Consider the following 18,475-nt stretch of genomic DNA (forward strand, 5'->3'; position numbering starts at 1 on the left):
TCATTAAAAATTTAAAAATAAAAACTAAGGAGATACCTCATGAGTAGATCAAGCGTATTTAAAATCTTTTGTTTTTTAACAGCATTACTATTATTCACAAATATTGTTTCCGATTTTGGCCTAACAGAAACACCTTATTTTAGAATAATAATGCAATTTGGTTTGATGGTCTTTCTTGTAGATCTTGGACTGCATACAAACATGCAAAGTGAAAAGGAAAATACCAATCCAAATACAACAACCTTAAACTATCAATTTTTAGCATCCAAATTGGGTTTAAGCACAACGTTTATTGGGTTTTTAATTCAAACATTTACTATTTAATTCGGTACTATTTTCACTTTACAAAGCCCTTTGAAAAGTTATATTTCACTATTAATTTTTTTATAGTGAACTCTTTTCATGCTATAAACATCATGCTTTTTCATTTTGTTTATTGAGTTTATGCGAATACTTGGTTTTGTTTTACAGTTTGCTTGTTTAGCTTTTGCACTTTATTTGAGCTATAAAGTAGGCGTCTCTTTATATGAAAATGACTACGTGCTTATGGAGCTTGTAGCGGATATTGGTACTATTTTAATTTGTATCGATTTGGGAACTTTCTTATTCTCTAACAATAGTAAAGGTGGATTAAGCCTTGAACAGTATGCAAAACAAATAGATGAACCACCATCAAAACTCATTAGCGTAACGCGAAAATTAGGTCATTTGGGCATTATGCTCATTATTTGTAGCTGGATTGTTCCGCTTATATAAAAATTGATTTAAGAAATAAAAAACCTCCCATTTGGGAGGTTTTTCTTTAGCAGTTAAAGATTATTTAGAACCTTTAATCCCTGCTTGTAATAACAATGCACCTAAACCACCAATTTTTTGCTCTTGAGGTTTTTGGTTTTGTGGTTTCTTCGCTTGAGGGCGATCACCTTGAGGACGCGCATTTTGCGGACGTTTAGCTTGAGGCTTACGTTCAGTACGCTGTTCATTGTTTTCACGGCGTGGCTGACGTGGTGCTTTAGCTGGCGCTTCAGAACCTTCAGGACGCATAGACAAGTTCACACGGTTACGCTCAACATCTACGTTTAAAACACGTACTTGAACAATTTGACCTGGTTTAACCACTTTATGCGGATCAGATACAAATTCATTCGCAAGTTCAGAAATATGAACCAAACCATCTTGATGAACACCAACATCAACAAATGCACCAAAGTTCGTTACATTGGTAATCACACCTTCCAATTGTAAACCTTCAGTCAATTGCTTCACTTCTGTGATGTCTTCACGGAATTTAGCAGTACGGAATTCTGGACGTGGATCGCGACCTGGTTTTTCAAGCTCTGCTAAAACATCCTTAATTGTTGGAAGACCAAAATTATCATCAACCAATGCTTCAGCATCTACTTGACGAATAATTTCAGAATTACCAATAATGTCTTTTACAGTCGTTGCTTTTGCATCAACAATTTTACTTACTAATGCATAAGATTCAGGGTGAACAGCAGAAGCATCAAGTGGCTCTGAACCATCTTGAATACGTAAGAAACCTGCAGCTTGTTCAAACGTACGCTCGCCTAAACGTGGTACATTTTTCAAAGCTTGGCGATTGTCAAAACGACCATTTTCTTTACGGAAGTCTACAATTTGCTGAGCAATTGATTTATTCAAACCTGCGATATAACCCAAAATTGCTGAAGATGCAGTGTTTACATCTACACCAACCGAGTTCACACAGTCTTCCACTACAGCTTCAAGTGTTTTCGCTAAACCAGCTTGATTTACGTCATGTTGATATTGACCTACACCAATCGATTTAGGATCAATTTTCACAAGTTCAGCAAGCGGATCTTGTAAACGACGTGCAATTGAAACTGCACCACGAATTGAAACATCAAGATCAGGCAATTCAGCAGATGCTAATTCAGATGCCGAATAAACCGATGCACCTGCTTCAGATACAGAAACACGTGTTAATTTCAAATCTGTATTTGCAGTCATCATTTCTGCGACAACAGCTTCAGTTTCACGGCTTGCAGTACCATTACCAATCGCAATAAGTTCTACATTGAACTCACGGCAAAGACGCTCAAGTTCAGCAATTGAACCTGCTTTATCTTCTTTTGGTGCAAATGGATAAATGGTGCTGTGTGCAAGTACGTCACCCGATGCATTTACAACCGCAAGTTTCACACCTGTACGAATACCAGGGTCAACACCTAAAGTTGTGCGTGCGCCTGCAGGAGCAGAAAGTAATAAATGGCGTAAGTTTTCAGCAAATACATTCATCGCTTCTGCTTCAGCAGTCAAACGCTTTTCAGTCAGTAATGAATGCTCAATGCTTGGACGAACTTTACCCAACCAGAATAATTTTGCTGTTTGCTTTAAGAAATCTTGACGGCTTTGCGGCTGTGCAGTTTCTAAATCGTATTCAGTTTCAATACGTGCAAGTGGAGCAGTATCTTCACCATCTACTTTTAAGCCAAGTACGTTTTCTTGACGACCACGTAACATTGCAAGTAAACGATGCGAAGGTACTTTATTTAGATTTTCAGAGAAATCGAAGTAATCACGGAATTTCTTACCAACTTCTTTTTTCTCTTCACTCGCAACTAAGCTTTTTAAAACTGCTGTTTTTGCAAATGTTGTTTTTAATTCTGTTGTTAAAGCAATATTTTGCGCCCAATCATCAATTAAGATATGTTGGATTGCATCTAATTGGCTTTCTAAATCTGCATAATCTTCATGGCTAAAACCAGCCAAAGCTTCTGTAGGATCTACTGCTTCTTTAAAGATCTTGTCGCTAATTGGCCCCAAGCCAGCTTCTTTTGCTTTAAATGATTTGCTCGTACGTTTTGGACGGTACGGTGCATAAATTTCTTCTAATGCATTTTTTGTTTCAGCAGCATTCACTCGAGCAAGCAAATCATCAGACAATTTATTTTGTTCTGTTAATGATTCAATTACTTTTTCACGACGCTCAAATAGGTCGCGTAAATAAGATAAACGAGTATCAAGCTGACGTAATTGTGTATCGTCTAAACCTTGCGTTACTTCTTTACGGTAACGAGCAATAAATGGAACACTTGCTCCATCATCAATTAACTTGATAGCAGCTTCAATTTGATTAGGACGTACGGCAATTTCATTTGCCAACTGCTGAACTAAGTCAGTCATCGTGTTTAATTCCACAAAGGATAAGGACTAAAAGTTAGTGATTATAAAGACCAAGACCATAAAATCCACAATTGTTTTTCAAATTACCAAAGAAAAAAACTATAAAAGCTTAGTTTTCAATATTTTTTTCTGTGCAATCAGCAGTTTCTTGTTGTTGGCTAGAATCTATTGTTTTAGTCTAACAACATAAAATGCTTTCTAGCAAAGATCTTCCGACCTCTTCTCTAGCAAGACTTAAAACTACAATTACCTGTATCTCATAAAATAAAACGATACGCCCTTATCTTTAAATTGAAACATGACAATTTTATGATTTGTACACAAAAGATAATCTGAATTACTTGTAGATGTTGTTTTTTAGTTTAAAAACACCCTTTAAATTGTAATTTTGAGCAAATTGATACATAGTCTTAACAAGAGTTTAGGCATTATACTGAGATTAACGAATATTTATAATTTACAACATTTAGGGAGTGCATCATGAGTTTAGTTGTACCTGCTGAAAATACAGATGTCGTACATAACGAAACTGATCGTGTCGAACGCATTTTAGTGGTCGATGATGATGTGCGTCTTCGCACATTACTCCAACGCTTTTTAGAAGATAAAGGCTTTGTCGTAAAAACTGCACACGATGCAGCGCAAATGGATCGCTTACTACAACGTGAGCTTTTCTCTCTTATCGTCTTAGACTTTATGCTTCCCGTAGAAGATGGTTTAAGTATTTGCCGACGTTTACGCCAATCGAATATTGATACACCTGTCATTATGCTAACTGCTCGTGGTAGCGATGCAGACCGTATTGCTGGCTTAGAAGCTGGTGCAGATGACTATCTTCCAAAACCATTCAATCCAAATGAATTACTTGCGCGTATTCGTGCCGTATTACGTCGCCAAGTTCGTGAAGTACCTGGTGCACCTAGTCAGCAAATGGAAGTCGTCAGCTTTGGTCCTTGGTCTTTAGATCTTTCTACACGTACTTTAACCCGTGAATCTCAAGTTGTAACTTTAACAACGGGTGAATTCGCTGTTCTTAAAGCGCTTGTTCAGCATCCACGTGAACCACTTACACGTGACAAGTTAATGAATCTTGCACGTGGTCGTGAATGGGGTGCAATGGAACGCTCTATCGATGTTCAAGTTTCACGCTTGCGCCGTTTAATTGAAGAAAATCCTGCCCGTGCTCGTTACATTCAAACAGTTTGGGGTGTGGGTTATGTCTTTGTTCCAGATGGTGCTGAATAAAAATTTATCTTTATGTAAGAGCTAAAAATAGCTCTTACATAATTTTAAAAAGCCATTCCAAACTTTTAACATTTTGTTCAATCTATTGTGCTAGAGAACATATAAAAGTTCAGTGAATGGCTTTTTTTGATTTACTCAAAATAAATGGTACAAATTTTTCGAAGATACCAACATCGTTTGTCTTATAAATCTCGAACAATCATCTGCCATTAAAAATAGATCTAAAGGAATCAGGTGTGAAACTCGAACCCGTTGACCCACAAAATTTCACAGAATATGTCGCTTATTCAGAAAAAAAGCGCACGCCTTGGGAACGCTTTTTAGATAAGATAAAACCACGTTCTGCTGCAATGCGAACAGCCGTACTGGTTGTATTTGTTGTTTTTTTTAGCTTATTTATGTCTTTGTGGTTCTTTTGGCGCACACTATATCTACCTGAAATACAACAACATGCCCGCTATTTAGCCATTGAACTCGAATTACTTCGCGACAACAATATTACAATTTCATATCAAGGCAAAGAGCTTACACCCCATCAGTGGCTCAATGAACGAGCAGGTCTAGAATACGTTACAGATCCTAAAGATTTTCCAAATGTAAAAGATAAAGTTGTTGCAGAGTTTTTTACCAATAAAGTAGAAGAAAGCTTAGCGAAAGAACTCAATATCGAGTCAGCGACGGTTTATTTCCAATTTAAACCCAGCCCTCAAATTTGGATCCAAACTCCAGAAATGCAAGGCAAATGGGTTCGAGAACCCTTAAGAACGTATGCAAACTATAGTCCTGAACTTATTTTAATCTGGCTACTGGGTGTTCCATTATTTTCAGCTATCATTATTTTAACGCTTGTTCGCCAACTCAATAGACCTTTGTTACGCTTACAAAATGCGGCAAATAGTTTTACCAAAACAGGCACTGCACCTTATTTAGAAACCAATCACGGTCCTCTTGAAATTCGGCAAGTAAACCAAGCTTTCAACCAAATGATTTACTCACTTGAACAAACGGAACGTGATAGACGCATTATGTTAGCGGGTATTTCACATGATCTACGCACCCCTCTTACACGCATTCGCCTCAGTGCAGAAATGATGCCCGATGAAGACTTTCTTAAAGAGGGCTTTATTTATGATGTAGAAGACATGGATGCAATTCTCAATCAATTTATTTCATATATGCGCGATGGTTCAGATGAAGAAATTCATGACACCGATTTAAATACTGTTTTACAAGAGTTGATTATTCAATTTAAACCACTGGATATTCGTTATAAACCAACAGAATTACCTATTCTACAAGCACGTACCCTTTCCCTAAAACGACTGATTGGTAACTTAATCAATAACTCAAAACGCTATGGTGCTGAACCCATTGAGCTTTCAGCAACTATTGAAGATGAAAATATTTTAATTACTGTTGCAGACAATGGAGATGGTATTCCAGAGGGTCAAATTGAAGAACTTATGCAACCCTTTGTTCGAGGCAATGAAGCACGAACCATTCAAGGAAGCGGTTTAGGTCTTTCTATTGTGAAACGTATTGTCGATATTCACCAAGGTGAACTTACAATTAAAAACCGAGAACAAGGTGGACTTGAAGCTATTATCTCTTTACCTATAAATCCAGTCGAAAAAATAGACGTGCCAACAATCAGTCGCTTTGAAAAATTAAAGCAAAGTATTACAGAACATTTCTAAATCGTGGTGGATAGTTGATCAAACAGTTTTGATTAACTATCCAACAACTATAAATTTCACGTTTATTTTCAACAATATAAAAGCCATAATTTATATTTATACCCTCATTTTTTCAAAAAATTAGACCTTAGCCTAACAGGTATGCAAAATGGCTTTTTTGATCGGTACAATCCGACTCAGTTTTAAGATTTTTAATGAGAGTAATCCATGTCTTTAGATCGTATTCGTTTAGCTAGCCTTCATGATAAGGTTATGAGCGCTGAACAAGCAGCTAAGTTTATCCAAGACGGTATGACCGTTGGTATGAGTGGCTTTACTCGTGCGGGTGAAGCGAAAGCAGTTCCTTTGGCTTTGGTTGAACAAGCAAAAGCAAACCCATTAAAAATCACACTTGTTACAGGTGCGAGTCTTGGTAACGATCTAGACAAACTACTAACAGAAGCAGGTGTTCTTGCACGTCGTCTTCCATTCCAAGTAGACAACACATTACGTAAAGCGATCAACAAAGGCGAAGTAATGTTCATCGATCAGCATTTGTCTGAAACTGTTGAACAAATGCGTAATGGTCAACTTAAGAAAAATGACATTGCTGTAATTGAAGCAATTGCAATCACTGAAGATGGTGGCATTATCCCAACAACTTCTGTGGGTAACTCTGCAAGCTTCGTTCAATTTGCTGACCAAGTAATTGTTGAAATCAATACAAACTTAAGCCCAGCTTTTGAAGGTTTACACGACATTTACATTCCTGAAATGCGTCCAAACCGTCAACCAATTCCATTAACTAAAGTTGATGAGCGTATTGGTACTCCTGCAATTCAAGTTGATCCATCTAAAATTGTAGGTATCGTATTTAACAGCGAATTACATGATTCTCCGTCTACGGTTACTGAACCAGATGATGAGACTCAAAGCATTGCGGATCACTTAATTGCATTCTTTGAACGTGAAGTTGCTGCAGATCGTCTACCGTCCAACTTAGGTCCATTACAAGCAGGTATTGGTTCTATTGCAAATGCGGTATTAACAGGTCTTAAAGAATCAAACTTCGAAGACTTAGTGATGTACTCTGAAGTACTTCAAGACTGTACTTTCGAACTTATCGATGCAGGTAAAATGAAGTTCGCTTCTGGTTCTTCAATCACTTTATCTGAAAAATTCGGTGAAAAAGTATTTAACAACATCGAATCATACAAAGATAAGTTAGTACTTCGTCCTCAAGAAATTTCTAACCACCCTGAACTTGTACGTCGTACAGGTATCATCGGTATCAACACTGCATTAGAGTTCGATATTTACGGTAACGTAAACTCAACTCACGTTTGCGGTACTAAAATGATGAACGGTATCGGCGGTTCAGGTGACTTCGCGCGTAATGCTCACATTGCAATCTTCGTAACGAAATCAATCGCAAAAGGCGGTGCTATTTCTTCTGTTGTTCCATTTGCTTCTCACATCGACCATGCTTGCCATGACGTTGACGTATTAGTAACTGAACAAGGTCTTGCAGATTTACGTGGTTTAGCACCTCGTGAACGTGCTCGCGCAATCATCGATAACTGTGTACACCCAATGTACCAAGGTGCATTGAACGATTACTTCGCTCGTGCATGTGCTAAAGGTGGTCAAACTCCTCACATCTTACGTGAAGCTTTGTCTTGGCATTCTAACTTCGAAGAGCAAGGTAAAATGCTTGTAGAAGCTGAAGAACTTGCTGAAGCATAAGATTTAGCATTATTAAAAAAACGCCCTTATTAGGGCGTTTTTTTATGTTCAAAATTAACCACCAAAACTGTTTACTATTCATACAACTTTAACTAATCTCAAAGCATCTTATAAAATTTCTTTTAAAGACTTATGTTTATTATTCGGCAATTTTTAGAAACAGACCTAGAAGATGTTATTTCACTTTGGGAACTTTGTGATTTAACACGTCCTTGGAATAGCCCAGAAATTGATATCTTTAGAAAATTAGCTCAAAAGGATAATTTATTTTTAATCGCAGTCAAAGATAACGAACTCATTGCTACAATTATGGGTGACTACGATGGTCACAGAGGCTGGTTAAACTATTTAGCAGTTCATCCACACATTCAGCGTAATGGCATCGCCACAGCGCTTATACAGCAACTTGAAAAGCGTTTAATTGCACTTGGCTGCCCAAAGTTGCAATTGTTGGTTCGTAAAGACAATATCGACAATCAAAACTTCTATGAACAATTAGGATATGAAGAAGTTGAGGTTGTATGCTTTGGCAAACGACTTATTTCTGATACATCAACCCAAGACTAACGCCCTATGCGTAATAAGATTGGAAATTGAACTTTATAAACAACATCATTTTGATTGAATAAGTATTTTAATTCTGCCAAAGGATCATCTATATTTTGCTTTTGATAATGCCTTATTGCAGACCATGTTCTAAAATAATCTAACAATTGAATAGCAGACCACTCATATTCCATGTGTAATTTTGGCATCTCAATTTCTTGAAAAGGAAATGGAATTGTTAAATAAGATTCATCTACATAATGCCGTTCAACATCCCAATATCCTTTTAAAGTTTCAAAATATAAATGCTGAATTGCATTTTGAAGTTTCTCATTTTTCGCCTGAATTAAGCCGTATCCAACTACAGCAAAAACACCATTTGGTTTCAGTACTCGTTTTACTTCCTTATAAAAGTCATCAAAATTAAACCAATGGATAGCTTGCGCTACTGTAATTAAATCAAAACATGCTGATGGAAAATCATTTTCTTCCGCAGGTTGCGCTAAATACTGCACATTGCTTAATACAGGTGCTTGATCTAATTGTTGCTGACTTAAATCCGTTGCAATTACTTTTGAAAAATATGAACTTAATATTTGTGTAAATTGCCCTGAACCTGCCCCACAATCCCAAGCAAGCTCTGTATATTCAACATATTTTAAAATTTCATTAGCGATACTTTGCGGATAACAAGGACGTGCTTTTTGATAAAGCTGACTATGGTTCGAAAATAAATCTTTCATTTTTAATTCGAATATTCGCATGATTGGAATTTTTAATTTAGCGAATTCACCTAGCAAAACAATGCTTAGACACAAATTTTAAGCAATAAAAAACCCCAAACATTGTTTGAGGTTTTTTGAATATGGTGGCGAGACCCAGGATCGAACTGGGGACACACGGATTTTCAATCCGTTGCTCTACCTACTGAGCTATCACGCCGATGCGGTGTATTAAGCCGTATCTCGACATAATAGTCAATATAAATCCTAACTTTTTTATTTAAATGCTTTTTTTTTGCACAAAAAAAATCTCCAACTATTGTTAGAGATTTTTTTAAACGCTTTCACGTTTGAATATGGTGGCGAGACCCAGGATCGAACTGGGGACACACGGATTTTCAATCCGTTGCTCTACCTACTGAGCTATCACGCCGATGACGCGTATTAAACCGTTTCAGCGTTAACACGTCAAGTTACTTTCTTTGATATTCAATCAAATGTTCACTTTTAAATCACATTTAGTAATTTAATTTGAATATTGCTTGATTTACAAACAATTGCTTAATGCTTACGTATCAATTTAAAGCTTATTCAAACTTTCTAAACAACGATGAATTGCACCACAACCTGGAATAAATGTTGTCACACCTTTTTCTTCTTCCATTCTGCACACCTCACTCACTAAGCGCTCAGCAATACCACGCCCACGGTTAGCAGGGTGAATAACAATATTTTCAATCGTTCGCGCGTCATCTCTTCCTGTACACCATACAGCACCAATGATTTTTGTATTAAATTCTGCAATGTAAAGTAAGGTATACTGATCTAAGTTTTGTTCAAGTTGTTCTGTGGCATCTTTCCCATCTGCAAACTCTGGGCTGGTGTCATACAGTCGCTCAAGCTGAGTACGGACTTCGTCATTTTCAATAGAAGTTTTGGCATGTACGTTAATAGGCATTGATTAACCCTCCTGAGCAATCTAATATGCAGTGTTTAGTCACCGCTAAAAATATTTTATATCAATCATTTCGACGTTTTTGAGGAACGTGTTTATGACGCAACGTATCAGTGAAGTGGTAAGAAATACCAACGAAACTAAAATTCGTGTTCGTGTAAATCTTGATGGTACGGGTCAAGGCACCCTCAATACAGGTGTTCCCTTTTTAGATCATATGATCGATCAAATCAAGCGACATGGCTTATTTGATATCGATATTCATTGTGATGGCGACCTTGAAATTGATGACCACCACACTGTAGAAGACTGTGGTATCACACTTGGTCAAGCTTTTGCACAAGCATTAGGCGATAAAAAAGGCCTTAAACGCTACGGTCATTTTTATGCACCACTTGATGAATCATTAAGTCGCGTAGTTGTCGATTTATCAGGCCGTCCGGGTTTATGGATGGATGTTCCATTCACTCGTGCTCGTATTGGTACTTTTGACGTAGATTTATTCTCTGAATTTTTCATTGGATTTGTGAACCACTCTTTAATGACTGTTCACATTGACAATTTAAAAGGCAAAAATAGTCATCACCAAATCGAAAGCGTATTTAAAGCATTTGCTCGCGCACTTCGTATGGCATGTGAAGTAGATCCACGTGCTGAAAATACTGTTGCTTCAACTAAAGGTACTTTGTAATGACCCGTATTGCCCTTCTCGACTATGGCATGGGAAATCTTCACTCGGCAGCTAAAGCACTAGAACATGTTGGTGCAACTGTTGATGTGACAAATGATCCAAAGTTAATTGCACAAGCAGACAAAATTGTATTTCCAGGTGTGGGCGCAATGCGTGACTGCATGCAAGGGATGCATGAAGCAGGTATTGATGACGTTGTACGTAATGCCGTATTCAATAAGCCTGTACTTGCGATTTGCGTAGGCATGCAAGCATTAATGCAACATTCTGAAGAAAATGGCGGTGCAGATGCACTGGGTATTTTTGAAGGTAGTGTAAAACGCTTCCCCGATGTTGATGGTTTAAAAGTACCTCACATGGGTTGGAACCAAGTTCATCAAGCTGACCCAAGCCACCCAATGTGGAAAGACATTGAGCAAGATGCGCGTTTTTACTTTGTGCATAGCTTTTATGTTGAACCACAAGATAAATCTATTGTTGCAGCAACATGCGATTATGGTCTTGAGTTCTGTACAGCAATTCATAAAGAGAACTTATTCGCGACTCAATTCCACCCTGAAAAAAGTCATACAGCAGGCTTACAACTGTTGAAAAACTTTGTGGAATGGAAAATCTAATTTTTCAATCGAATTCAAAAAAGCTCAACTTTGGTTGGGCTTTATTTTTGCTTAAACACTCAAAACCTATTAATCTCAAAAACTATTGATTTAAGTTTGAAATTATATGGAAGCGCAACAACCTGCTTTATTACCCAAAGAGGAAATCTCAAAACTTCCTTTATTTAAAAATTTATCTTCAAATCAAATTGTTGTACTACAAACACTCGATCAATGTTTAGCATTACAAGAAGAACTCTACAGCATTGCATTATTCGGCTTCGATTCAGAATCGCAACCTACATTTACCAAAGGTGAAACACAAACAGGCCCTCACCTTATTCAATTAGCCACATTAGAAAAAGCCTATTTATTCCAAATAAACAATGAAATTCTTCAATTTTTAGCACCTATTTTTAGCAATCGAGACCAAGTTAAAGTTGGTTTTGGACTAAAAAATGATGCTCATCTTTTCAGAAAAAAAGGCATAGAACTAAACAGCGTTATTGAACTCTCTAAATGCTTTTCTACTTTTGGTTATAAAAACCAAGTTGGGCTTAAAAATGCGATTGCGATATTATTTAACCTGCATTTTCCTAAATCTAAAAAAATAAGCACATCAAACTGGGCAAAGAAAGAATTGAGCCCACCACAAATTTCTTATGCAACAGCAGATGCTTACGGTGCAGTTTTAGTTTTTGAAGAGCTATTACGCTTAGGTTTATTGCCAAAAGACATTCCCAACACCAGTTTAAAGCTCCGAATACGCCCGATTAAAATAAAACCATCATCAGATGCTTAGAGAATTGCCAATACTTTGTTAAGATTGTCGCCATTAAATTCATCAAGATTTGGCTTGGAGCGAAAGCATGCTAATCATTCCTGCAATTGACCTGAAAGATGGCAAATGTGTCCGTTTAAAACAAGGTCGTATGGAAGACGATACTGTATTTTCTGATAACCCAGTAGCAACTGCACAACATTGGGTAAACGAAGGCGCACGTCGTCTCCATCTAGTTGACTTGAATGGTGCTTTCGCAGGTACGCCTATTCATAAACCTGTTGTTGAAGCAATTTGTAAAGCTCAACCAGAGCTTCCAATTCAAATTGGCGGTGGTATTCGTTCTTTAGAAACAATTGAGCATTATCTAGAAGCTGGTGTTTCTTTTGTCATCATTGGGACAAAAGCAGTACAAGATCCTGAATTTGTAGAAGAAGCATGTAAGAAATTTGCGGGTCATATCATTGTTGGTATTGATGCAATGAACGGCATGGTTGCAACAGATGGCTGGGCAAATGTTACTGATGTAAAAGCAACTGATCTTGCTAAGCGTTTTGCAGATGCAGGCGTTTCTAGCATTGTTTATACAGACATTGCACGTGATGGCATGATGCAAGGTGTTAACGTAGAACAAACCGTTAATCTTGCGACTTATTCAGGTTTACCTGTAATTGCTTCTGGCGGTGTAACGAACCTAGATGACGTTCGTAACTTAAAAGGTCAACCTGGCATTTTAGGTGCAATTACAGGTCGTGCTATTTATGAAAACACGCTTAACTTGCGTGAAGCACAGCTTCTACTTGACCAATCGTTATAAGTTTTAAAATGTGAAAGAGGTCTTCGGACCTCTTTTTTATTTGATTTTTAATTTCCCATTTTAGATGATCTCATGTCTTCCAATACCACGGCTTGGATGAAAGCCAAAGCCCCTCAACTCTCACTCATTTTTATTACCATCATTTGGGGTGGCAGTTTTATTACTGTTCAATATGCCCTGAATTTTAGTAACCCTATTATGTTTGTGGCGCTACGTTTTGCTGCCGCTGCAATTGCTGTTAGCCTACTTTCTTTAAAATATCTGAAAAATTTTAATAGCAAAGAAATATTTGCGGGCGCTGTAATTGGTGCTGTAATCGCTATAGGTTATGGTACTCAAACCATTGGTTTACAAACCATTAGTAGCAGCGAATCTGCTTTCTTAACCGCACTTTATGTTCCCCTAGTTCCAATTTTTATGTGGCTCATTTTTAAAAATAAACCACATATTATGACTTGGCTTGGAGTGATCTTTGCCTTTATTGGATTAGTTTTCTTAACAGGAAATGGTTTCGGACAAGTTCAGCTGCATTTTGGACAAATCATTACGATTTTAGGCTCAATTGCGATTGCTCTCGAAATTATTTTTATTGGCTATTTTGCTGGAAAAGTAAATGTAAGACGAGTAACTGTTTTACAGCTTATTTTTGCCTCTCTATTTTGTTTCATAATGAGTCCGCTATTGGGTGAGCAAGGCTTACCACAATTTAACTGGATTCTTATCACTATTTTATTTGGCTTAGGCTGTGCAAGTGCATGTATTCAACTTGTGATGAATTGGGCGCAACAATCTGTAGAATCTTCACAAGCTGCAATTATTTATGCAGGTGAACCTGTTTGGGCTGCACTTATTGGGCGTATTGCAGGTGAACGCTTACCGTTACTTGCCCTTGTTGGCGGTGCCTGTGTTGTTCTAGGTGTAATATTAAGTGAATGGCGACCAAAATTTTTAAATCAGAAAAATCAAAAAAAAGAGCTATAAATTAGCTCTTTTTTTGATTATTTAAAAATTAATCTTGATACATTCGCTTATTATCATTCACACGTATTAAACCAAGAATTGCACGATACACAATCCAAACCCATGAAAGAGCAATCATTGCGACACAAAAAGCAGAAGCACCAAATGCAATACCAACAAAGGCATTTGGATTTTCACCTGTGAAGAATAAAAATAGGAATGGAACAAAAGCAACGACATTCCAAATTAAATACCACCAAAAAGTGCGAATTTGCCACGTGAAATGACTTTCAAAAATTGAACCTTTAACGGCATCGCGCTTAATATAATTAATAATTAATGCAATAATTGCCAAAACACCTGCTGAAAAAATTGCAACAATATAAAGAACATATAAAACAATCGTAAGTGTACGATTTGAATCTTGATCTATTGAATAAGTCATTTTATGTCCTCTAAGAGTTATATTTTATTAAACAGAAAAACTATTTAATGGTGAAACCAACCAAACAATCAAAAGAATATTAAAAACTATAGTACAAAAATAAATCTTTCTAAATGGTTGTTTTTGTGTTTTATGACGCAGTTTTTCTTGCGCAAGCCATGCCGCAGGCCATCCACCTAAAAACGAGAGAAGATGTAATGAGTTTTCAGGAACACGCTGTTTATTAAGCTGGGCAGCTTCTTTATCTTGTGAATAAAACCAATAAGTCGCTGCATTAATTAAGCTTATAAATAACAAGAAAATTCCATCTAATAGACCAATTAGCATTAACAATACCAAAAATAAAATATACGCAATGCACAACATTTGCATTGGCTGTATTTTCTTGTTCATTTTGACAATATTTGCTGAAGATGAAGTTTTTTTAGATTTAACAGCTTGAGCCGCTTTTAAATACACAACGTTTTGTGCTTTATAACGCCCTTTTTCATCTAAAATTACTTGATAATCTAATGCACAACCCACGATTGGACGTGGGCCTTGGCGAGCAAAATCTTTAATATGTAAAAATACACGACCTTTATTTGAATCATTCGGTTGAATAAATCCATAACCTTTATCATCAAACCACTCAACCAGTCGCCCTTGATCACGCATTTTCACATTTCCTTTTAAGCAGTAACAAACTTTAATCTTTCGATCAGCATATTACGCATTTCTAAAGGATTTTTTTGCAAAATATCATCACCAGTACGACCTTCCGCTGCATTTTTTTGCGCAACTTGTAAACGCATCATCCAGAAACGACCTGCTGCCATCGCTAAGTAAATTTCTAAACATGCACGTTCATCAGCAGTTAAAGGGCGCACGGTTTCATAAGCAGTTAAGAATGCAATTGCACGATCTTCATTTAAATGTACATCTGGATATTCTGTACAGAAGTCATTTAAAGTAATTGCGATATCAAATAAAAATTCATCTTTATTTAATTCGTAAAAGTCGAGAATACCTTTTAACTCATCACCCTCAAATAACGTGTTATCACGGAATAAATCCGAGTGAATGAAACCTTTAGGACGATCAGGATAAGTTGCTGAAAGTACATCATAAAGACCTAAAAGTTCATTCAATAATGTTTTGTCTGCAACATTTAATGTAGGTTTTAATTCTTGAGAGACCTTGCGCCAATAAGCATGATCACGATATTCCGCACGTTCCAATGGAAAGTTTTTTAAAGCAACATGCATTTTTGCTTGAGCAACTGCAATTTGTTTCGCTTGCTCTAATGAAGTTGGCATGGGATGTTCTCCCATCATACGTGGTGCAATTTGTGCAGGTTTATCTTTTAATGTATGAATTGCTTTACCTGAATGACTTAATGGCACAGGTACTGTCAAACCAGCTTTGCCTAAATGTTCAAGCACAGGTACAAGCTCACCTGCTCCACGTTCATCCATTTCTTCAAATATGGTTAATACATACTGTTGACCACTTTCAACAACTACAAAATAGTTGGTATTTTGAATTCCTCCCTGAATTGGAATCAGGTCTATTACCTTTAATCCATAAGGCGTAGCAAAATCCTGAACTTCCGATAAAGTCAAAGTGGTATAAACCGACATAGAAAACCTGCGAAAAAACTTACATATTTTTGATAGAATACATTGTCCATCTACCAAGGTGTAGCACCAACCGTAGGTCAGTTTCGTAATATGCTGTAATTATTGGAAAAAATTATGCTTGCTAAACGTATTATTCCTTGCCTAGACGTAGATAATGGCCGTGTAGTCAAAGGTGTTCAATTTTTAGATATTCGTGATGCAGGCGATCCAGTTGAAGTGGCACGTCGTTATAACGAACAAGGTGCAGATGAAATCACCTTTTTAGATATTACCGCAACCTCAAATGGTCGCGATACCACTTACCGTACCGTAGAGCGTATGGCTGAGTCTGTATTTGTACCTTTAACCGTTGGTGGTGGTGTACGTAAAGTTGAAGATATTCGTTTATTGTTAAATGCTGGTGCAGATAAAGTCAGCATTAACTCAGCTGCTGTGTTCACTCCAGAGTTTGTACAAGAGGCTTCTCAACGTTTTGGTGCACAATGTATTGTTGTCGCTATTGATGCGAAAAAAACCGCTGAAAACAAATGGGAAATTTTCACTCACGGCGGTCGTAAACCAACAGGTATCGATGCGATTGATTGGGCTGTTAAAATGGCAGACTTTGGTGCAGGTGAGCTCCTTATTACATCAATGGATGCCGATGGGACTAAAGCAGGTTATGACATCGAATTGATGCGTCAAATTAACAATCACGTAACGATTCCTACAATTGCTTCTGGTGGTGTAGGTAATTTACAGCACTTAGCTGATGGTATTTTAAAAGGTGGTGCAGATGCTGTTCTTGCTGCTTCTATTTTCCACTTTGGTCAGCACACTATTCCTGAAGCAAAAAAATATCTTGCCGATCAAGGTATTGAAATGCGTCTTTAAAAGTCGATTATCTTTATAAAAAAAGCCCACTGAATCGTGGGCTTTTTTATGTTCCATGTGGAACATATTCACATACTTATAAAAATGGATTTTCAATTTCATCACTATCTTTATCTTGAATATGTTCTGGTAAATCACTTTCATTTTGTAATTGCTGTACTAACTGATTTAAAACTGCTTGTAATGCAAGTGCTGCTTGCAAGCCCGCCTGATCTTTTGTAATTTGCAAATTACCATAAATATTGACACGATCTACATCATTTTCAATTGTAAGATCATGAATTGAATGTGATTCTGTTCCATTTTGAAAAGCTTTAAACATATTTATCTCACGTTATTTTTTGTTGTGTGAATATGATGTTCATTATTCCATTTAAAATAGTATGCGCTCAAACCTATCTTATCAACTGTAAAATATATTGTAATAGTGCTTCTACAAGCTGTTTTACAATTGCATCTTGCGTGTTTGGATCTATATTGGGTTGAGTTGAACCTTTTTGATCTGTATTTTCTGCGCTTAAACCATCAGACTTAAACTGCTTTTGAACTGCAAGCAATTGATCACTTGGAACATCTTCTGCACACTGACTTTCTGCATCCCAATGTGAGTATGCAATTTCTTGATTCGCTTTTACTAAATTTGCCTTTAACGGTAATTTATATGTATTTCGCTTTTGTTCTTCAGTCAATTGAGGAAAAATATTCATTCCTAATTGTTCTTCTAAATAGCAAATACTAACAACTTTCACCATAAGCGAATTATCGTTTGGTGCGTAATATGCGCCTATTGCACCTGTTTTAGGAATATAAACAGCCTTAAAAACTGCAGTTGGAACAATAACCTTATTTGCCCCAATGGTTTTTAATTTTTTCCCTGTGAATGTTGGCCCTGTTACCACATACACATCATGCTTTTGCTTCGTTACAATAGCACGCGTTGCTTCTTCTAGTTCACGCCAAACTTTTTGATTATTTTTAGGTGCTTGAGGCACCATATTCGCAAGCGAAAAACTATCCGACTGTGCTGCTTTTGTAGACATATCTGCATTAGGTGCCATATGCCCACGGTCATAACCTGAACCCCGATAATCAGCCAATGTCGCACGATATGCCAATGGAACTTTTAGTTCTTCATGAAAACTATCTTCACGCGGAATTTTTTGACTTAAACGTTGTGGTGTTAAGGCCTCAGCCACCCAAAGTGGAGTGCGTGAAATGCCTGAATACATCACATTAAAGCCATTAAAACACAGAGCATATGTATTTTTACTTAATGACTCTTTCGCTAAAAATGGTGGAGCTTCTTTATAAAACTGAACAGCACATTCAGAACTTGAAGAAGATAGAGAAGGTAATGAAATCCATTGACTAATTTTTTCTTGTCCAAAGGCAATTGCAAAACTTCCAGAGGCAACTAAGCCCAAAACAACTTTTAAACCATTCTGTCCAAAAAGTTGAGTAAAAATATTCTTCGAACTGGTTCTCTTCTTCGCCATTAGATCTGCAAGTACTATACATATACATAAATTTTTGAGCAGATTAACAAGCACCACAGAGCTTGTATATGCTGCAAAATCCGATCGTCCAACAAATAGGCAAAAAAAATATACAGACTTACTATGTTGTAAC

At 36.9% G+C, this 18,475-nt stretch carries 20 protein-coding genes and 2 tRNA genes; 12 read left to right on the top strand and 10 right to left on the bottom strand.

Going from position 1 to position 18,475, the window contains the following annotated elements; genetic code table 11:
* Positions 1-39: 39 nt before the first annotated feature.
* Entirely contained in the window at positions 40-324 is a 285-nt protein-coding gene (locus AC5YC8_RS03190; RefSeq protein WP_496163515.1) for a hypothetical protein, read from the top strand.
* Between the two features lie 120 nt (positions 325-444).
* Positions 445-756 carry a hypothetical protein gene (locus AC5YC8_RS03195; RefSeq protein ID WP_496117280.1) on the top strand — a complete coding sequence of 104 codons (312 nt, stop codon included), beginning with the start codon at positions 445-447 and terminating at the stop codon, positions 754-756.
* 60 nt (positions 757-816) lie between these two features.
* On the opposite strand, the gene AC5YC8_RS03200 is transcribed toward AC5YC8_RS03195, so the two are convergent.
* On the bottom strand, positions 817-3,171 hold the full coding sequence (locus tag AC5YC8_RS03200) for a Tex family protein (protein WP_496163516.1): 2,355 nt from the start codon (positions 3,169-3,171) through the stop codon (positions 817-819).
* 480 nt (positions 3,172-3,651) lie between these two features.
* Between AC5YC8_RS03200 and ompR the strand changes: the two genes are divergently transcribed.
* The 4 genes from ompR to AC5YC8_RS03220 all read left to right on the top strand — a co-directional run bounded on the left by ompR (position 3,652) and on the right by AC5YC8_RS03220 (position 8,405).
* Complete coding sequence (ompR, locus tag AC5YC8_RS03205) at positions 3,652-4,416, top strand: osmolarity response regulator transcription factor OmpR (RefSeq protein ID WP_154772257.1); 765 nt, start codon at positions 3,652-3,654, stop codon at positions 4,414-4,416.
* Between the two features lie 236 nt (positions 4,417-4,652).
* The gene (locus AC5YC8_RS03210; RefSeq protein ID WP_496117276.1) at positions 4,653-6,113 is read left to right on the top strand and encodes an ATP-binding protein; all 1,461 of its coding nucleotides are present in this window, start codon (positions 4,653-4,655) and stop codon (positions 6,111-6,113) included.
* A 207-nt stretch (positions 6,114-6,320) separates the two neighbouring features.
* The gene (scpC, locus tag AC5YC8_RS03215) at positions 6,321-7,838 is read left to right on the top strand and encodes a succinyl-CoA:acetate CoA-transferase ScpC (RefSeq protein ID WP_496117274.1); all 1,518 of its coding nucleotides are present in this window, start codon (positions 6,321-6,323) and stop codon (positions 7,836-7,838) included.
* Positions 7,839-7,970: 132 nt separating this feature from the next.
* On the top strand, positions 7,971-8,405 hold the full coding sequence (locus AC5YC8_RS03220; protein ID WP_496163517.1) for a GNAT family acetyltransferase: 435 nt from the start codon (positions 7,971-7,973) through the stop codon (positions 8,403-8,405).
* Here the strand turns inward: AC5YC8_RS03220 and AC5YC8_RS03225 are convergent.
* The 4 genes from AC5YC8_RS03225 to AC5YC8_RS03240 form a co-directional block, all read right to left on the bottom strand.
* Entirely contained in the window at positions 8,402-9,127 is a 726-nt protein-coding gene (locus AC5YC8_RS03225) for a class I SAM-dependent methyltransferase (RefSeq protein ID WP_496163518.1), read from the bottom strand. The genes AC5YC8_RS03220 and AC5YC8_RS03225 overlap by 4 nt on opposite strands.
* A 123-nt stretch (positions 9,128-9,250) precedes the next feature.
* Positions 9,251-9,326, bottom strand: a tRNA-Phe gene (locus tag AC5YC8_RS03230).
* A gap of 137 nt (positions 9,327-9,463) precedes the next feature.
* Positions 9,464-9,539 (bottom strand) — tRNA-Phe (locus AC5YC8_RS03235).
* 147 nt (positions 9,540-9,686) lie between these two features.
* A complete protein-coding gene (locus tag AC5YC8_RS03240) occupies positions 9,687-10,064 on the bottom strand; it encodes a GNAT family N-acetyltransferase (RefSeq protein ID WP_496163519.1) in 378 nt (125 codons plus the stop codon).
* A 94-nt stretch (positions 10,065-10,158) separates the two neighbouring features.
* Here AC5YC8_RS03240 and hisB point away from each other — a divergent pair, with 94 nt between their 5' ends.
* From hisB to AC5YC8_RS03265, 5 genes are all read left to right on the top strand, one after another.
* Positions 10,159-10,752: an imidazoleglycerol-phosphate dehydratase HisB gene (gene hisB / locus AC5YC8_RS03245; RefSeq protein ID WP_496163520.1), complete on the top strand. Its 594-nt coding sequence runs from the start codon at positions 10,159-10,161 to the stop codon at positions 10,750-10,752.
* A complete protein-coding gene (gene hisH / locus AC5YC8_RS03250; RefSeq protein WP_496163521.1) occupies positions 10,752-11,369 on the top strand; it encodes an imidazole glycerol phosphate synthase subunit HisH in 618 nt (205 codons plus the stop codon). Before hisB ends, hisH begins: the two co-directional genes overlap by 1 nt.
* 106 nt (positions 11,370-11,475) lie before the next feature.
* Positions 11,476-12,150, top strand: a complete 675-nt coding sequence (locus AC5YC8_RS03255; protein WP_496163522.1) for a 3'-5' exonuclease — start codon at positions 11,476-11,478, stop codon at positions 12,148-12,150.
* Between the two features lie 67 nt (positions 12,151-12,217).
* Positions 12,218-12,946: a 1-(5-phosphoribosyl)-5-[(5-phosphoribosylamino)methylideneamino]imidazole-4-carboxamide isomerase gene (gene hisA / locus AC5YC8_RS03260; protein ID WP_496163523.1), complete on the top strand. Its 729-nt coding sequence runs from the start codon at positions 12,218-12,220 to the stop codon at positions 12,944-12,946.
* Positions 12,947-13,018: 72 nt separating this feature from the next.
* Positions 13,019-13,927, top strand: coding sequence for a DMT family transporter (locus AC5YC8_RS03265; RefSeq protein ID WP_496163524.1), 909 nt, complete (start codon positions 13,019-13,021; stop codon positions 13,925-13,927).
* A gap of 28 nt (positions 13,928-13,955) precedes the next feature.
* Here AC5YC8_RS03265 and AC5YC8_RS03270 read toward each other — a convergent pair whose 3' ends face one another.
* The 3 genes from AC5YC8_RS03270 to AC5YC8_RS03280 are packed head-to-tail and all read right to left on the bottom strand — an operon-like array spanning position 13,956 to position 15,973.
* A complete protein-coding gene (locus AC5YC8_RS03270) occupies positions 13,956-14,351 on the bottom strand; it encodes a DUF4870 family protein (RefSeq protein ID WP_496163525.1) in 396 nt (131 codons plus the stop codon).
* A gap of 27 nt (positions 14,352-14,378) precedes the next feature.
* The gene (locus AC5YC8_RS03275) at positions 14,379-15,008 is read right to left on the bottom strand and encodes a DUF1294 domain-containing protein (RefSeq protein ID WP_496163526.1); all 630 of its coding nucleotides are present in this window, start codon (positions 15,006-15,008) and stop codon (positions 14,379-14,381) included.
* A gap of 14 nt (positions 15,009-15,022) precedes the next feature.
* Positions 15,023-15,973, bottom strand: coding sequence for a homoserine kinase (locus AC5YC8_RS03280; protein ID WP_496117252.1), 951 nt, complete (start codon positions 15,971-15,973; stop codon positions 15,023-15,025).
* A 114-nt stretch (positions 15,974-16,087) separates the two neighbouring features.
* On the opposite strand from AC5YC8_RS03280, the gene hisF reads away from it, so the two are divergent.
* Entirely contained in the window at positions 16,088-16,846 is a 759-nt protein-coding gene (gene hisF, locus AC5YC8_RS03285) for an imidazole glycerol phosphate synthase subunit HisF (protein WP_496163527.1), read from the top strand.
* A 76-nt stretch (positions 16,847-16,922) separates the two neighbouring features.
* Here hisF and AC5YC8_RS03290 read toward each other — a convergent pair whose 3' ends face one another.
* Positions 16,923-17,168, bottom strand: a complete 246-nt coding sequence (locus tag AC5YC8_RS03290; RefSeq protein WP_496117247.1) for a hypothetical protein — start codon at positions 17,166-17,168, stop codon at positions 16,923-16,925.
* Positions 17,169-17,241: 73 nt separating this feature from the next.
* Complete coding sequence (locus AC5YC8_RS03295; RefSeq protein WP_496163528.1) at positions 17,242-18,342, bottom strand: DNA/RNA non-specific endonuclease; 1,101 nt, start codon at positions 18,340-18,342, stop codon at positions 17,242-17,244.
* Between the last annotated feature and the right edge of the window lie 133 nt (positions 18,343-18,475).

Source organism: Acinetobacter sp. FY731 (genome assembly GCF_059515905.1).

What these genes read in the sequence shown, in the direction of transcription:
- hisF (WP_496163527.1), top strand. Translation starts at nt 16,088, where the DNA reads ATGCTTGCTAAACGTATTATTCCTTGCCTAGACGTAGATAATGGCCGT.
- AC5YC8_RS03195 (WP_496117280.1), top strand. Translation starts at nt 445, where the DNA reads ATGCGAATACTTGGTTTTGTTTTACAGTTTGCTTGTTTAGCTTTTGCA.
- AC5YC8_RS03220 (WP_496163517.1), top strand. Translation starts at nt 7,971, where the DNA reads ATGTTTATTATTCGGCAATTTTTAGAAACAGACCTAGAAGATGTTATT.
- AC5YC8_RS03200 (WP_496163516.1), bottom strand. Translation starts at nt 3,171, where the DNA reads ATGACTGACTTAGTTCAGCAGTTGGCAAATGAAATTGCCGTACGTCCT.
- AC5YC8_RS03295 (WP_496163528.1), bottom strand. Translation starts at nt 18,342, where the DNA reads ATGGCGAAGAAGAGAACCAGTTCGAAGAATATTTTTACTCAACTTTTT.
- hisH (WP_496163521.1), top strand. Translation starts at nt 10,752, where the DNA reads ATGACCCGTATTGCCCTTCTCGACTATGGCATGGGAAATCTTCACTCG.
- AC5YC8_RS03290 (WP_496117247.1), bottom strand. Translation starts at nt 17,168, where the DNA reads ATGTTTAAAGCTTTTCAAAATGGAACAGAATCACATTCAATTCATGAT.
- hisB (WP_496163520.1), top strand. Translation starts at nt 10,159, where the DNA reads ATGACGCAACGTATCAGTGAAGTGGTAAGAAATACCAACGAAACTAAA.
- AC5YC8_RS03240 (WP_496163519.1), bottom strand. Translation starts at nt 10,064, where the DNA reads ATGCCTATTAACGTACATGCCAAAACTTCTATTGAAAATGACGAAGTC.
- hisA (WP_496163523.1), top strand. Translation starts at nt 12,218, where the DNA reads ATGCTAATCATTCCTGCAATTGACCTGAAAGATGGCAAATGTGTCCGT.
- AC5YC8_RS03270 (WP_496163525.1), bottom strand. Translation starts at nt 14,351, where the DNA reads ATGACTTATTCAATAGATCAAGATTCAAATCGTACACTTACGATTGTT.
- AC5YC8_RS03275 (WP_496163526.1), bottom strand. Translation starts at nt 15,008, where the DNA reads ATGCGTGATCAAGGGCGACTGGTTGAGTGGTTTGATGATAAAGGTTAT.
- ompR (WP_154772257.1), top strand. Translation starts at nt 3,652, where the DNA reads ATGAGTTTAGTTGTACCTGCTGAAAATACAGATGTCGTACATAACGAA.
- AC5YC8_RS03255 (WP_496163522.1), top strand. Translation starts at nt 11,476, where the DNA reads ATGGAAGCGCAACAACCTGCTTTATTACCCAAAGAGGAAATCTCAAAA.
- AC5YC8_RS03280 (WP_496117252.1), bottom strand. Translation starts at nt 15,973, where the DNA reads ATGTCGGTTTATACCACTTTGACTTTATCGGAAGTTCAGGATTTTGCT.
- scpC (WP_496117274.1), top strand. Translation starts at nt 6,321, where the DNA reads ATGTCTTTAGATCGTATTCGTTTAGCTAGCCTTCATGATAAGGTTATG.
- AC5YC8_RS03225 (WP_496163518.1), bottom strand. Translation starts at nt 9,127, where the DNA reads ATGAAAGATTTATTTTCGAACCATAGTCAGCTTTATCAAAAAGCACGT.
- AC5YC8_RS03265 (WP_496163524.1), top strand. Translation starts at nt 13,019, where the DNA reads ATGTCTTCCAATACCACGGCTTGGATGAAAGCCAAAGCCCCTCAACTC.
- AC5YC8_RS03190 (WP_496163515.1), top strand. Translation starts at nt 40, where the DNA reads ATGAGTAGATCAAGCGTATTTAAAATCTTTTGTTTTTTAACAGCATTA.